Origin of the sequence: Streptomyces sp. NPDC002588, from assembly GCF_040295925.1 — a bacterium.
GTDB lineage: Bacteria > Actinomycetota > Actinomycetes > Streptomycetales > Streptomycetaceae > Streptomyces.
The window spans coordinates 14,937-28,191 of the sequence record NZ_JBEOWF010000051.1 but is presented as its reverse complement, the minus strand read 5'-3'; the positions used below and the strand labels follow the sequence as shown (position 1 = coordinate 28,191).

15 protein-coding genes and 1 pseudogene are annotated in these 13,255 nt (G+C 70.8%); 11 read left to right on the top strand and 5 right to left on the bottom strand.

The annotated features are described in order from the left end of the window. Positions 1-6: 6 nt before the first annotated feature. Both ABT057_RS40615 and ABT057_RS40610 read left to right on the top strand, forming a co-directional pair. Entirely contained in the window at positions 7-396 is a 390-nt protein-coding gene (locus ABT057_RS40615; protein WP_352349021.1) for a hypothetical protein, read from the top strand. Continuing rightward, a pseudogene (locus ABT057_RS40610) lies at positions 384-1,184 on the top strand (TniB family NTP-binding protein); the annotation flags it as partial. The gene ABT057_RS40615 and the pseudogene ABT057_RS40610, both read left to right, overlap by 13 nt. A 950-nt stretch (positions 1,185-2,134) precedes the next feature. Here the strand turns inward: ABT057_RS40610 and ABT057_RS40605 are convergent. Next, complete coding sequence (locus tag ABT057_RS40605) at positions 2,135-2,545, bottom strand: Imm10 family immunity protein (RefSeq protein WP_352348968.1); 411 nt, start codon at positions 2,543-2,545, stop codon at positions 2,135-2,137. 575 nt (positions 2,546-3,120) lie between these two features. On the opposite strand from ABT057_RS40605, the gene ABT057_RS40600 reads away from it, so the two are divergent. After that, entirely contained in the window at positions 3,121-3,774 is a 654-nt protein-coding gene (locus ABT057_RS40600; RefSeq protein WP_352348967.1) for a PadR family transcriptional regulator, read from the top strand. Positions 3,775-3,860: 86 nt separating this feature from the next. Here ABT057_RS40600 and ABT057_RS40595 read toward each other — a convergent pair whose 3' ends face one another. Continuing rightward, positions 3,861-4,289, bottom strand: a complete 429-nt coding sequence (locus tag ABT057_RS40595) for a type II toxin-antitoxin system Rv0910 family toxin (protein WP_352348966.1) — start codon at positions 4,287-4,289, stop codon at positions 3,861-3,863. Between the two features lie 262 nt (positions 4,290-4,551). Here ABT057_RS40595 and ABT057_RS40590 point away from each other — a divergent pair, with 262 nt between their 5' ends. After that, positions 4,552-5,070 (top strand): Clp protease N-terminal domain-containing protein, encoded by a 519-nt coding sequence (locus ABT057_RS40590; RefSeq protein ID WP_352348965.1) that lies wholly within the window; start codon positions 4,552-4,554, stop codon positions 5,068-5,070. A gap of 96 nt (positions 5,071-5,166) precedes the next feature. Continuing rightward, the gene (locus ABT057_RS40585) at positions 5,167-6,207 is read left to right on the top strand and encodes an EamA family transporter (RefSeq protein WP_352348964.1); all 1,041 of its coding nucleotides are present in this window, start codon (positions 5,167-5,169) and stop codon (positions 6,205-6,207) included. Positions 6,208-6,219: 12 nt separating this feature from the next. Here the strand turns inward: ABT057_RS40585 and ABT057_RS40580 are convergent, their stop codons facing one another. Further along, entirely contained in the window at positions 6,220-6,903 is a 684-nt protein-coding gene (locus ABT057_RS40580) for a pyridoxamine 5'-phosphate oxidase family protein (RefSeq protein WP_502974047.1), read from the bottom strand. A 45-nt stretch (positions 6,904-6,948) separates the two neighbouring features. Here ABT057_RS40580 and ABT057_RS40575 point away from each other — a divergent pair, with 45 nt between their 5' ends. After that, positions 6,949-8,280 (top strand): aminotransferase class I/II-fold pyridoxal phosphate-dependent enzyme, encoded by a 1,332-nt coding sequence (locus tag ABT057_RS40575; RefSeq protein ID WP_352348962.1) that lies wholly within the window; start codon positions 6,949-6,951, stop codon positions 8,278-8,280. Positions 8,281-8,337: 57 nt separating this feature from the next. Here the strand turns inward: ABT057_RS40575 and ABT057_RS40570 are convergent, their stop codons facing one another. Beyond that, positions 8,338-8,805: a pyridoxamine 5'-phosphate oxidase family protein gene (locus ABT057_RS40570; RefSeq protein ID WP_352348961.1), complete on the bottom strand. Its 468-nt coding sequence runs from the start codon at positions 8,803-8,805 to the stop codon at positions 8,338-8,340. Positions 8,806-8,939: 134 nt separating this feature from the next. Here ABT057_RS40570 and ABT057_RS40565 point away from each other — a divergent pair, with 134 nt between their 5' ends. Continuing rightward, on the top strand, positions 8,940-9,587 hold the full coding sequence (locus ABT057_RS40565; protein ID WP_352348960.1) for a cysteine hydrolase family protein: 648 nt from the start codon (positions 8,940-8,942) through the stop codon (positions 9,585-9,587). Here the strand turns inward: ABT057_RS40565 and ABT057_RS40560 are convergent. Beyond that, complete coding sequence (locus tag ABT057_RS40560) at positions 9,574-10,077, bottom strand: Rieske (2Fe-2S) protein (protein ID WP_352348959.1); 504 nt, start codon at positions 10,075-10,077, stop codon at positions 9,574-9,576. The genes ABT057_RS40565 and ABT057_RS40560 overlap by 14 nt on opposite strands. A gap of 192 nt (positions 10,078-10,269) precedes the next feature. Here ABT057_RS40560 and ABT057_RS40555 point away from each other — a divergent pair, with 192 nt between their 5' ends. From ABT057_RS40555 to ABT057_RS40540, 4 genes are all read left to right on the top strand, one after another. Beyond that, positions 10,270-11,034: a HipA family kinase gene (locus tag ABT057_RS40555; protein WP_352348958.1), complete on the top strand. Its 765-nt coding sequence runs from the start codon at positions 10,270-10,272 to the stop codon at positions 11,032-11,034. Then, on the top strand, positions 11,031-11,480 hold the full coding sequence (locus tag ABT057_RS40550) for a DUF3037 domain-containing protein (protein ID WP_352348957.1): 450 nt from the start codon (positions 11,031-11,033) through the stop codon (positions 11,478-11,480). The genes ABT057_RS40555 and ABT057_RS40550 overlap by 4 nt, the downstream gene beginning before the upstream one ends. Positions 11,481-11,642: 162 nt before the next feature. Beyond that, positions 11,643-12,404, top strand: a complete 762-nt coding sequence (fabG, locus tag ABT057_RS40545) for a 3-oxoacyl-ACP reductase FabG (protein ID WP_352348956.1) — start codon at positions 11,643-11,645, stop codon at positions 12,402-12,404. Positions 12,405-12,425: 21 nt separating this feature from the next. Beyond that, entirely contained in the window at positions 12,426-13,181 is a 756-nt protein-coding gene (locus ABT057_RS40540) for an SDR family oxidoreductase (RefSeq protein WP_352348955.1), read from the top strand. Positions 13,182-13,255 lie beyond the last annotated feature (74 nt).

The window sequence follows — 13,255 nt, the reverse complement described above, 5'->3', positions numbered from 1 at the left end:
CGCGGAGTGCTCGAAGTGACTGCGCAGGCCGTAGTTCTGGAGGACGCGGAGGCTCCGCATCGCGTGGTGGCTTTGCTCGATCTGTTCGCGGCAGAGACCTTCGAGGTCTTGTTCCGCCCGGAGCGGATACCGCTGCCTGCCTCGTCCGGCTTGGACCTGCTGCTTGCCGCAGCGGTCCAGCAGGCTCTGTGGTGGGAGGGCCACATTCTGGAAGTCGTACATGGACTTCCGCCGGACGCGGAGCCCGGCGCTACGCCGCGAGAGGAATACGGGGCCGGCACATCGTTGGCCGCACGGGACGAGGCCAAGGCGGCCGAGCTGTCCCGGTCCGGTCGCCCCGTGACGGCCTACACGGTCGCCCGCCTGCGTCGCCGCTACTTCAAGGACGTCGCCTGATCATCCTGAACCGCGGCGCGGTGAGCGCCCGCCGCGGCCTGCTCGTCTCCGGGCCAGCGAACACCGGCAAGACGATTGCTCTCACCCAGCTCGGCCTGGCCCACGAACTCGTGGACCGGCGCCGGCACCCAGGGCAGGACGAACGCATTCCGGTCATCTACATCACCGTCCCGCCATCCGCGACATCCCGCATGATCGCCGCCGAGTTCGCTCGCTTCCTCGGCCTCCCCGTCACCCGTAGCCTGAACTTCACCGACCTGACCGAAGCCGTGGTCGGCGTCTGCACCACCGCCCGCACCGGCCTGGTCCTGGTCGACGAGATCCATAACATCTCCCTGTACACCCGCACGGGAGCCGAGGCATCCGACACCCTCAAGTACTTCTCTGAGCGCATCCCAGCTACGTTCGCCTACGCCGGAATCGACATCGAATCCGGGGGTCTTCTCTCCGGCACCCGCGGTGACCAGATTGCAGGACGCTTCACCTCTGTGATCACCCACCAGTTCCCCTACAACAAGGAATGGAAAGGGCTCGTGGCGCAGATGGAGGAAACTCTCCTCCTGCACCAGCACAAACGCGGCACCCTGGCCGGACTCGACCGCTTCCTCCACACTCGCACCGGCGGCATGATCGGCACCCTCGCCCACCAGATCCGCGGGGCTGCCGTCGACGCCATCCTGAGCGGCACCGAGAAGATCACTAAGAGCGGACTGCTGGCCGTCGACTTGGACATTGCCTCCGGGCGCGATCGCCCGAACAACCCGCCAACAGCGGGCGGCGCAGGGTGACAGCACTCGCCGACGCCGACCCGCAGCTCGTTCCACTTCCCTTTCAGGTCCGGCCGAAGGCGGGAGAGGGCGGTCCCATGTTCATCCGGCGTCTCGCACAAGCCAACTACCTCCCACCCCCCTACCTGCGGAAATTCCTCAACGACCCGCCTGGCCCCCGGGGCAAACCGTCGTGGGCCCGCCTCGCAGCAATCACCGGTCGTGATTCTGACCTCCTGCGAACAACGCTCGAGACGAAGAAATGCGTGGAATGCGGCACGGATATCCCGCCCAGCGATACCTTCGGCCGGCGGGCGATCCTCTGTTCCATGCGCTGCAGGACCCGGGCCCACCGCCGACGGCAAACCACGGCGCCCTGCCGGATCTGCCAGAAGCCGATGAAGATCCAGATCGGGCAGCGCCACCGGCTCTGTTCATCGCCGCACCGCCTACCTCCAACGCCAGCAGGGACGCGCTTCCTCGATGGCTTCCAGCGTCGACGATGATCCTTCCCACCAAGAACACCGTCGCTGCATAGCCTGCGAAAAACCTCTACCCCCGGGCTCTCGATCGCACCGCCAGACGTGCTCAGCAGCCTGCCGCCAGCACGTCCGCCGCTGGAGTCGACTCACTTCGCTCGAACAGTTCCTCCGCTCGCCAGCCGAGACCTGTGAGTTCTGCCAGGATCCACTCCCGAAAGCGACGCCGAGTGCTGGCCAGCGACGCTGGTGCTCATATCTCTGCGGTCAACGAGCCCGCCGCGGACTCGACCCAGCTCCTTACAGGATCCGGATCTGCGAGCACTGTCAGGACCTCATCGAGAGGGACAGGTTCGGACGAGCCCGTCGATGGTGCTCGAGGAACTGCCGGGAGAAAGCCCAGCGCCGCCGTCGCAAACTCGCTGTTGGCGGCAACTGAGCACAGGGCCTCATCTTCGTCTTGATGTCTGGGCAGTCGGCGGGGACATCGGCTCAGACGGCGAGGCGGCTGGGCACGGCGTCCGCACGCCCGTAGTTGAGTACCTGGGCAAGGACTTCGCGGAACTGGACGACGTCTTCGGCCGGTGCTTCGATGACGGCCTCGATCTCGCTGTCATCCAATCGCAGCTCTTCCAGGGCGTCAGGGTTCAGTGAGACATGGAGGACATTGCCCGTCAGAACGGCTTCACGCACACAGCCGTATGCGGTCCCCTGGCCAGCTGTGACCAGGCAGTGCGTGTCCATCCCGAGAGCTATCTCCTGGTCATCGGGCTCGTCCTCTCCCGCCATGAACATCAGGATGAAGCCGCTGCCGTCCTCTCGCTCGGCAAGGGCTGCTTCAGTGAAGTAGCCGTCGGGGTCGATCTCGGTTCTGGCGGCGCGGGCGGTGAATCGGTACGTCATGACGGCGTTCTATCAGCGCGTCCCTCAGAGCTTCCAGACAGGGGCAAGGCTGGAGCAGAGGAATGGGCGGAAAGTGCGTCACCACTGTCACCCCAACAAGGATCCGCAGGTCAAGGTGCTGGAACGGGCCTGAGACTGCGTCACCCGGGACCGCTCGACAGAGCAGATTCACTGAGACGAACAGCTGAGATAGCGCACTCGCTGAGATGGCGTCCCGCCGAGCGGTGTAGCCGATCAAGCTGACGGAATCTCCAGGTTGCGGCCCGAATCGTCCTCGCCGGAGGTCCTGTTGAAGCTCGCCGGTCCGGGACCGGCGGTGATCGCGCGACGGCCGGCAGCGGCACGTACCGGACGGCTCCACAGCGGAAGCGGCGGACCGTGATCGGCTACACCACGACCGGGGACACGACCCTCGCTGAGACGAAGCTGGATCTGAGCAGCTTCGGTGAGACCTGAGCAACCTTCGCTGAGACAGGTCAAGAAGGCTCTTCCCGAGGGGCTTGCCAAGCGAAACTGTTCCGATATATCGTTGACGCATCGCGACAGATCAACGATAGAGAGAAGGAGTGGTTGCGATGCGTACCCACGGATTCGAGCGTGGACATGGTCAGGACGGCCCCCGGCGCGGCCGCGGCGGCTTCGGTGGTCCGGACGGACGGCGTGCGGCCTTCGGGCCCTTCGGTCCGGGTGGTCCGGGGTTCGGCCCCGGCGGTCCCGGCTTCGGGCCGGGCGGCCCGGGTTTCGGTCCCGGCCCCTGGGGCGGGCGAGGGCGCGGCGGGCCGAGGGGAAGGGCGCGGCGCGGTGACGTACGGGCATCGATCCTGGCCCTGCTCAAGGACCGTCCGATGCACGGCTACGAGATGATCCAGGAGATCGCCGAGCGCAGCGGCGGGGCGTGGAAGCCCAGCCCGGGTTCGGTCTACCCGACCCTCCAGCTCCTGGAGGACGAGGGGCTGATCAGCAGTGAGAGCGAGGGCGGCAAGAAGCTGTTCGCGCTCACCGACGAGGGCCGCACGGCGGCCGATGAGGGTCCCGACGCCCCCTGGGAGGAGGCCTCGCGCGGGGTCGACTGGGAGGCTCTCGGTGAGATCCGCCAGGCCGGCTTCGGTCTGATGGAGGCCTTCGGGCAGGTCTGGAAGACCGGCAGCAAGGAACAGCGCGAGAAGGCCCTGGCCGTCATCAACGAGGCCCGCAAGAAGCTGTATCTGATCCTCGCCGACGAGGACTGACGGCCGGCGGCGGTCGGACGACGACAGGGAGGCGCCCCGCGGACCCGTCCGCGGGGCGCCTTCGCGTGCCGTACCGGAGGCGGTGTTCAGGCCACCAGCCCGCCCAGCTTCCGCAGCGACTCGTTGAGTGCCGCCGTCCCCGAGTCCTTGAGCTTGCCCGCCATCAGCGACACGGCCGCGCCGGTGAACTCGCCGTCGATGCGGACCGTCGTGGCGTCGCCGTCGGGGGTGAGGGTGTAGCGGGTGGCGACGGACACCGCCATCGGGCCCTTGCCGCGGATGAGCAGCACCCGCGCCGGCTCCAGTTCGGTGACCGTCCACTCGACCTCGGCCGGGAAGCCCATCAGCTTCATGTTCTCCTGGAAGGTCGCGCCGACTTCGAGGTTCTCGGGGCCGCCCGCCGGGAAGTTGGTGTGGGTCGCGTTCCACTCCCCGTAGGCCGGCCAGTCGGTGAGCTTGGCCCACACCTTCTCGGCCGGTGCCTGGATGCGTGCCTCCGCGCTGACTTCGGCCATGCGACCACCTCTTCGTGTCGGGCAACTCCGGCTGCGTCGTCCTGTGTCGTCGCGGAAAGTAGCTCCAAGGCCGCCAACATTCAATACTGATGAACCGTCAGACATTCCGCCGCGTGCTCATGCCCCGCGCCCCACGGCAGGGTGTGGCCTGATCTCATCCGTAAGGAGGAGATTCCGTCCTCCGGTGTCCGCTCCGCGTGGGACGCGAAGATGCTTCCCTCCGCCGATGACCCGTCCGGCCGGGACTGATGAGGTGGGGGATGTGCAACCCCGTATCCCCCGGCAGTCGACGCGTGACCAGGCGGCGCACCGGACGGACGACCACCGCGGGCTCGATGTCGAGGCCGCGGCGGCGCTCGCCGCCGCCCGCCGGCGAGCGGTCCGGGACGGCGACCGGCAGATCGACACCGCCCACCTCCTGCACTCGCTCCTTGAGCACGACCCCCGGGTCCGGTCCGTCTTCGACGGCACACCCCAGTCCGCCCGGCTGCTCGGCTATCTCGTCCAGCGCAGCATCGGCTACGGCCTGCGCTGGCAGAGCGCGGTCGAGGACTCCGGGGCACTGCCCGTGGTGACGGCGGTTGAGGGGTTCTCGCCACTCGCCGCCGCGGCGCTGGAGGACGCGCGAGCCCGGGCCGGGCGGCGCGGCCGCGGGCCGGCCGGCGGGACCGACCTGCTCGCCGCGATCGTCGCGGACCCCGAGGCGCGCGCCGTCGAGGTGCTCACCCATGTCGGCGTCGACGTGTACGAGCTGCGGGGGCGGATCGAAGCCGCCTACTGACCGCGACCGCACCCCGGACGCACCCCGGGCGGCCATCGTCCACTCGTTGAGACAGGTGTCAACGGGGGTGACGGTCATGTCGTCGCCTGTCATCATGTGCCGGTGCGTACGTCTGTGAGCAGTCAGGGCAACCGCGGCAAGGGCATCGGGCTCGCTCTGGCGGCCGGGTCGGCGATCGCCTTCGGCGGATCGGGGGTCGCGGCCAAGCCGCTGATCGAGGCCGGGCTCGACCCGCTGCACGTGGTGTGGCTGCGGGTGACCGGCGCCGCCCTGGTGATGCTGCCGCTCGCCGTCCGCCACCGCGCGCTGCTGCGCCGCCGCCCCGCGCTGCTCGCCGGGTTCGGGCTGCTCGGCGTGGCCGGGGTGCAGGCCTTCTATTTCGCCTCGATCTCCCGGATCCCGGTCGGGGTGGCGCTGCTCGTGGAGTACCTCGCGCCCGCCCTGGTGCTCGGCTGGGTGCGGTTCGTGCAGAGGCGGCCGGTGACCCGGGCCGCGACGGTCGGTGTGGTGTCGGCGGTGGGCGGGCTCGCCTGTGTCGTCGAGATCTGGTCGGGGCTGGGCTTCGACGCCCTCGGCCTCGCCCTCGCGCTGGCCGCCGCCTGCTGCCAGGTCGGCTACTTCGTCCTGTCCGACCAGGGTGGCGACTCCGGCGCCGACGCCCCCGACCCGCTGGGTGTCATCGCCTTCGGCCTGCTGGTGGGCGCCTTGGTGCTGACGGCCGTGGCCCGCCCGTGGGACCTGGACTGGTCCGTGCTGACGCGCACCGCGGGGATGAACGGCACCGAGGTCCCGGTCTGGCTGCTGCTCGCCTGGATCGTGCTGATCGCCACGGTGGTCGCCTATGTCACCGGGGTGGTCTCCGTGCGCCGGCTCTCCCCGCCGGTCGCGGGGGTCGTGGCGTGTCTGGAGGCGGTCATCGCGACCGTGCTGGCGTGGGTGCTGCTCGGCGAGCACCTCTCGGTCCCGCAGATCGCCGGCGGTGCCGTGGTGCTCCTCGGCGCCTTCATCGCCCAGTCGTCCACACCGGCGAGGGCCGCCCCGGCGCCGGTGGCCGGGGGCGGCCCGGAGCGGGAACCGCGGGACCACGAGACCCACGAGACCCACGGGACCCGGGACACGCGGGAGGCCACCGCCTGAGCGGCGGGCGGATCACAGCGCCGCGAGGTAGTCCGGGATCTCCGTGCCGGGGGCGAGGTCGGCCTCCGGGAGCGGGGCGCCGTAGCTCCTGCGCAGCGGGAGCACGCCTGCCCAGTGGGGGAGGCCGAGGTCCTCGGGTTCGTCGTTCACGCCGCCGGTGCGGGTCTTGGCGGAGACCTCCTTCAGATCGAGGCGGACCACCGCGGTCGCCGCGAGTTCCTTCTTGTTCGCGGGGCGGGAGTCGGCGGCACGGCCGGGGACGACGTGGTCGACCACGGCGTCGAGCGCGGCGCGCTTCTCCTCGGGGTCCGTGACGTCGTACGCGAGGCCGTGCACCACGACCGAGCGGTAGTTGATCGAGTGGTGGAAGGCCGAGCGGGCCAGGACCAGGCCGTCGACGTGCGTCACCGTCAGGCAGACCGGCAGTCCGGGGTCGGTCAGGCCCGTCATCCGCAGCGGGCGCGAGCCCGTCGAACCGTGCACGTAGAGGGTCTCGCCGACCCGGGCGTAGAGCGTCGGCAGGACGACCGGGGCGCCGTCACGGACGAAGCCGAGGTGGCAGACGTAGCCCTCGTCGAGTATCGCGTGCACCAGATCCTTGTCGTAGGAGGCCTTGTGCGCGGCGCGGGTGGGGATCGTGCGGTCGGTCGCGGTGTATGCGGTGGTCGGCGTGGTCGGCTGGGTGGTCCCGGGCAGGGCGGCCATTGGCGGTCTCCATTGCACTAGTGCATAATTGGCTTTGTGCTAGGAGAATATCGGATCAGTGGCAGGCGTGCAGCGGACATTTCCGCGAGCATCGAGCGCGCGGTGGGCGAGGGCGCCCTGGAGCCGGGTCAACTGCTGCCCCCCATGCGAGAGTTGGCGATCACGCTCGGGGTGAACCCGAACACCGTCGCGGCCGCGTACCGCACCCTGCGCGAGCGCGGGGTGATCGAGACACACGGGCGCCGGGGCAGCCGGGTGCGCCCCAAACCGGCGACCACCGGCCGTGAGAAGGTGCGCGTCGACGTGCCCGAGGGGGTGCGCGACCTCTCCGACGGCAACCCCGACCCTGCCCTGCTGCCCCCGCTCGCGGGCGCGTTCGCGGCGGCCGCCGGACGGGCCGACCGGGAGCCGGTCCTGTACGGCGCCGACCCCGTGGACCCCGAACTGGCCCGGCTCGCCCGCGCCGGGCTGGACGCCGACGGCGTGCCCGCCGGGCCGCTCACCGTGGCCTCCGGCTCCCTGGACGCCGTCGAACGCGTCCTCGCGGCGCACCTCAGGCCGGGCGACGGCGTCGCGGTGGAGGACCCCGGCTGGGGGCGCACCCTCGACCTGGTGCCGGCGCTCGGGCTGCGCACGGTCCCGGTCGGCGTCGACGACGAAGGGCCGCTGCCCGGGGACCTGCGCGCCGCGCTGGAGGGCGGGGCGAGCGCCGTGGTCGTCACCGACCGCGCGCAGAACCCCACGGGCGCGTCCGTGAGCGCCGCACGCGCGCGTGCGTTGCGCGCCGTACTCGCCGACCACCCCGGCACCCTGCTGATCGAGGACGACCACGGGCACGGCATCGTCGATCTGCCGCTGCACCCGCTGGCGGGAGTCACCCGGCACTGGGCGTTCGTCCGCTCGGTCGCCAAGGCGTACGGCCCCGATCTGCGGCTGGCCGTGCTGACCGGGGACGAGGTGACGGTCGACCGGGTGCGGGGGAGGCAGCGGCTGGGACCGGGATGGGTGAGTCTGCTGACCCAGCGCGCCGTGGTGCGGCTGTGGGCCGACGGCGCGGTGGACGGGCCGGCGGTGGCCGGGGCGTACCGGGCGCGGCGTGAGGCACTGATCGCCGCGCTGGCCGGGCGGGGGATCGTCGGGCGGGGGCGCAGTGGGATGAACGTGTGGGTGCCGGTGCCGGACGAGACCGGGGCCGTGGCGCGCCTGCTGCACGCCGGCTGGGCGGTCGCACCCGGGGCCCGCTTCCGGATCGGGGCCCCGCCCGCGATCCGGATCACCGTGTCGACGCTGGCCGAGGCCGAGGTCGGGGCCCTGGCGGAGGCGGTGGCTTCCGCGGTGGGGCCCTCACCGGTCAGGAGCTACGGGTAGCGGGGCCCGGTCCGACCCGCGCACGCCGGCGCACCGTGGGCCCCGCCGCGGTTCACGTCACTGATCTCCCAGCTTGCGGAAGTCCCAGGAGACGATCTTCTCGGGCGTCAGGCGCACCCAGGCGTGCCGCCCGTCGTGCGGCATCGAGTCCAGGCCGAAGTTCTTGCGCGCGAACAGCGTCTCCACGGCGTCGAGTTCGGCGCAGAGCTCCCCGGTGCGCGGTGCCTCGCCCACGAACTCCACGGCGCCGGACAGCTCGACGCCCCGCAGCGACTCGTACTCCTCGCCCGTGTCGACCACGATCGCGACCCGCGGATCACGGCGCAACTGTGTCCAGCGCTTGCTGCGCACGACCGAGTACAGCCACAGTGCGCTGCCATCCCACAGGAACCACAGGGCGCTGACGTGCGGCGTGCCCTCGGCGGACACGGTCGCCACCCGGCAGGTGCGCTGGGTGGTGAGGAACGCGTCCAGTTCACCCGGCGTCATCATGATCTTCCGGCCCCGACGCTGCGTGACGGTCATCCGGCCCCCTCTTCTTCTCTTGTCTTCTTATCTTGCCCGCTGCTTCCCGTGTACTGATTCTCCAGTACCCAGTTTCTGACGCTCCGTCAGAAAAGCGTGTCAGAATAGCAAGGTTCTCGACACCAGGGGGAGCCGTGCCGTCGTCCGAAGAGCTCAACGCCCTCCTCGACCCCGCCACCACCGCCCTGATCACGGTGGAGTGCCAGCAGGGTGTCGTCGGACCGGGTGCCGCCCTGCCCCAACTCGCCCGGGAAGCAAGGGAGTCGGGTGCCCTTGCCAATGTGGCCCGACTGGTGACCGCCGCCCGTGACAGCGGGATCCAGGTGCTGCACGCCGTCGCCGAGCGCCGCCCCGACGGCCGGGGCGCCAACCGCAACGCCCGCCTCTTCCACGCCGCCGAGCGGCTGCCCGTCCAGCAGCTCATCGGCACCGAAGCGACCCGCGTCGCACCCCCCATCGACATCGCCGCACAGGATCTCGTCGTCCGGCGGCTGCACGGACTGTCACCCGTCCAGGGCACCGAGGTCGACGCCCTGCTGCGCAACCTCGGCTGCCGCACCCTGGTCGTGACCGGGGTCTCGGCCAACGTCGCGATCCCGAACACCGTCTTCGACGCCGTCAACCGGGGCTACGCGGTGGTCGTGCCGTCGGACGCCATCGCGGGGGTGCCTGCCGACTACACCCCCGCGATGATCCGCCACACCCTCGCGTTGGTCGCCACGGTCGCGACCACGGACGAGGTGCTGGCGGGTTTCCGGCGGCCGGGAGTCAGGCCAGCGTGATCGAGTCGCCGCTGACGGTGATCTTCACTTCGGGCAGGGGCGACGTCGCCGGACCGCTCTTCACGCTGCCGTCCTCCACCGAGAAGTTGCTGTTGTGGCAGGGGCAGTTGATGACCCCGTCGGCGATGGTCTTCACCGCGCAGCCCTGGTGGGTGCACACGGCCGAGAACGCCTTGTACGTGCCCGCCTTCGGCTGGGTGACGACCACCTTCTGGGTGTCGAAGATCTTGCCGCCGCCCTCGGGGATGTCGGCGGTCGTGGTGAGCGCCGAGCCGGCCGCGCTGTCCCCGCCGCCCGTGCCGCCGGTGCTCGCGGCCTCGGTGGAACCCGTGGAGCCCGACGAACCGCCGGACGAGGCCGACGAGCTCGAGGAGTCGTCGTCGGACCCTCCGCACGCGGTCAGCGCGACAGCGAGGCCCGCGGCTCCGGCGGCCGCCACGACGGTACGGCGGGCGGGTCCCGACGCGGGATTGATCGATGCGCTGCTCATGATGCTGAGGTTCCCTTCCAGGGGGGTGCGTGGATCTGCCGAGAGGTACGGTCGCCGGGCGCCCCTTGTTCAGCGCCCGCGCCAAGTCCGGACAGTGTCGAGATATTGACGGGTTCGAGGTCGGGGCCGCGTAAGCCAGAGCTGTCGCGAAGCTGTCGGCCGTGCCGCCGGCCGCCCCGGTAACCTGGGGCGATGCTCAAGGAAGTCACCGCCACCCGCTACATCACGCCGTTGCGCGAGGGCGGCTCGCTGCCGGGGCTCGTCGAGGCCGACGACTTCGGGATCTACGTCATGAAGTTCACCGGCGCGGGACAGGGACGCAAGACACTCGTCGCCGAGGTCGTCTGCGGCGAACTCGCCTGTCGGCTCGGCTTCCGGGTGCCCCGCCTGGTGGCCGTGGACCTCGACCCGGTGCTCGGACTCGGCGAACCCGACCCGCAGGTGCAGGAACTGCTCAGGTCCAGCGGCGGCACCAACCTGGGCATGGACTTCCTCTCCGGAGCCCTCGGGTTCGACCCGCTGGCCTTCCCGGTGAGCCCGGAGGAGGCCGGCCGGATCGTCTGGTTCGACGCGCTCGTGAACAACGTCGACCGCTCCTGGCGCAACCCCAACCTGCTGCGCCGGCAGGGCGGGACATGGCTCATCGACCACGGCGCCACCATGATCTGGCAGCACAACTGGCCCACCGCCGAGACCTCGGCGGCCCGCCCCTACAACGCCTCCGACCACGCCCTCGCGACCTTCGCGCCGGACCTCGCGGCCGCGGCGGCGCGACTCGCCCCGCTGGTCACCGCCGACCTGCTCGCCGAGGTCACCGCGGAGATCCCCGACGTGTGGCTCGCGGACGAACCCGGCTTCGACACCCCGGACGACCTGAGGCGGGCCTATGCGCGGCCCCTGCTCGCCAGGGCGGCCGTCATCGCCGACCGCATCACCGGTATCGGGGAGGGCAGGTGAGCCGGCACCACATCCACATGGCCGGCCATGTGGTCGAGCGTCACATCACCCGGGCCGGCCAGGGCGGCGAGCGGGACGTCTTCGAGTACGCGCTGCTGAGGGTCGTCCCGCGGGTCGAGCGCGGCGAGTGCATCAACGCCGGCGTGCTCGTCTACTGCCGGGCCCAGGCCTATGTCGGGGCCCGGACCCATCTCGACGAGGCGCGGCTGCTCGCCCTCGACCCGGACGCCGACGTGGCCGGGATCAGGGCGGCACTGTCGGCCGTCGAACGCGTGTGCGGCGGCGGGGCGGCGGCGGGACAGGCGGCGGGCGACGACCCCGGGCGGCGCTTCCGCTGGCTGGTCGCCCCGCGTTCGGCGGCGGTGCAGCCGGGACCCGTGCACACCGGCCTCACCGCCGACCCGGCAGCCGAGACCGAGCGGTTGCTGGGCCTTCTGGTGAGGTAATGGATCACACCGGCGCCGTGTGGCGTTGACACCGGGTGCCAGGGCTTCTAGCGTCACGTCTGCCGAAGGTACTAAGCGGTCGCTCACCAGGCGGGCCATTCACCAGACGGGCCGCACTTCCTCAAGGGCGCCGTACTTTCTCGAGGGCGAGGAGAAGCAGCAATGTCCACCACTGAGCAGCGGGTAGCCGTGGTCACCGGTGCCGCGCGCGGTATCGGAGCCGCGACCGCCGTACGACTGGCGGCCGAGGGCCGCGCGGTCGCCGTGATCGACCTCGACGAGACCGCCTGCAAGGACACCGTCGAGAAGATCACCGCGGCCGGCGGCAAGGCCGTCGCGATCGGCGCGGACGTCTCCGACGAGGCCCAGGTCGCGGCCGCCGTCGCGCGCGTCGTCGAAGAGCTCGGCGCGCCGACCATCCTCGTCAACAACGCGGGCGTGCTCCGCGACAACCTGCTGTTCAAGATGAGCGTCTCCGACTGGGACACCGTCCTGAACGTGCACCTGCGCGGCTCGTTCCTGATGGCCAAGGCCGTCCAGAAGCACATGGTGGACGCGGGCTTCGGCCGGATCGTCAACCTCTCCTCGTCCTCCGCGCTCGGCAACCGCGGCCAGGCCAACTACTCCGCCGCCAAGGCCGGTCTGCAGGGCTTCACCAAGACCCTCGCCATCGAGCTCGGCAAGTTCGGCATCACCGCCAACGCCGTCGCCCCCGGCTTCATCGCCACCGACATGACCGCCGCGACCGCCCAGCGCGTCGGCATGGGCTTCGAGGAGTTCAAGGCCGCCGCCGCGACCCAGATCCCCGTGGCGCGCGTGGGCGAGCCCGACGACATCGCCAACGCGATCGCCTTCTTCACGGGTGAGGCCGCCGGATTCGTCTCCGGCCAGGTGCTGTACGTGGCCGGCGGACCGCTCGACTAACGACCCCTGGGGATCACGAACATGACTGTGGAACTCTCCGGCAAGGTCGCCCTCGTCACGGGCGCCAGCCGAGGCATCGGCTACGGCGTCGCCGAGGCGCTGCTCGCCCGCGGCGACCGCGTCTGCATCACCGGCCGCAGCGAGGACGCGCTGAAGGAGGCCGTCGACAAGCTCGGCGCCGACCGGGTCATCGGGGTCGCGGGCAAGGCGCACGACCTCGCGCACCAGACGGCGGCCGTCGAGCGCACGATGGAGGCCTTCGGCCGCATCGACTACCTCGTCAACAACGCCGGCACCAACCCGGTCTTCGGTCCGATCGCCGACCTCGACCTGGAGGTGGCCCGCAAGGTCTTCGAGACCAACGTGGTCTCCGCCCTCGGCTTCGCCCAGAAGACCTGGCACGCCTGGCAGAAGGACAACGGCGGCGCGATCGTCAACATCGCGTCCGTCGCGGGCCTGTCGGCCTCGCCCTTCATCGGCGCGTACGGCATCAGCAAGGCCGCGATGATCAACCTGACCCAGCAGCTGGCGCACGAGTACGCGCCCCGCGTCCGGGTCAACGCGATCGCTCCGGCCGTGGTGAAGACCCAGTTCGCCAAGGCGCTCTACGAGGGCCGGGAGGCGGAGGCGGCCGCCGCCTACCCCCTGGGCCGGCTCGGTGTGCCCTCCGACATCGGCGGCACCGCGGCGTTCCTGACCTCCGAGCAGTCGGACTGGATCACCGGTCAGACGCTCGTCGTCGACGGCGGGATCTTCCTCAACGCCGGTGTGGGCTGAGTCTCACCTTCCATCGCCACGGGCGCCTGTTCCTTGACGGAATCGGCGCCCGTGTCGACTCGGGACCTCACACC

Coding starts and splice junctions, on each gene's coding strand:
- ABT057_RS40605 (WP_352348968.1), bottom strand. CDS start 2,545: ATGACGTACCGATTCACCGCCCGCGCCGCCAGAACCGAGATCGACCCC.
- ABT057_RS40600 (WP_352348967.1), top strand. CDS start 3,121: ATGCGTACCCACGGATTCGAGCGTGGACATGGTCAGGACGGCCCCCGG.
- ABT057_RS40595 (WP_352348966.1), bottom strand. CDS start 4,289: ATGGCCGAAGTCAGCGCGGAGGCACGCATCCAGGCACCGGCCGAGAAG.
- ABT057_RS40570 (WP_352348961.1), bottom strand. CDS start 8,805: ATGACCGTCACGCAGCGTCGGGGCCGGAAGATCATGATGACGCCGGGT.
- ABT057_RS40560 (WP_352348959.1), bottom strand. CDS start 10,077: ATGAGCAGCGCATCGATCAATCCCGCGTCGGGACCCGCCCGCCGTACC.
- ABT057_RS40555 (WP_352348958.1), top strand. CDS start 10,270: ATGCTCAAGGAAGTCACCGCCACCCGCTACATCACGCCGTTGCGCGAG.
- fabG (WP_352348956.1), top strand. CDS start 11,643: ATGTCCACCACTGAGCAGCGGGTAGCCGTGGTCACCGGTGCCGCGCGC.
- ABT057_RS40540 (WP_352348955.1), top strand. CDS start 12,426: ATGACTGTGGAACTCTCCGGCAAGGTCGCCCTCGTCACGGGCGCCAGC.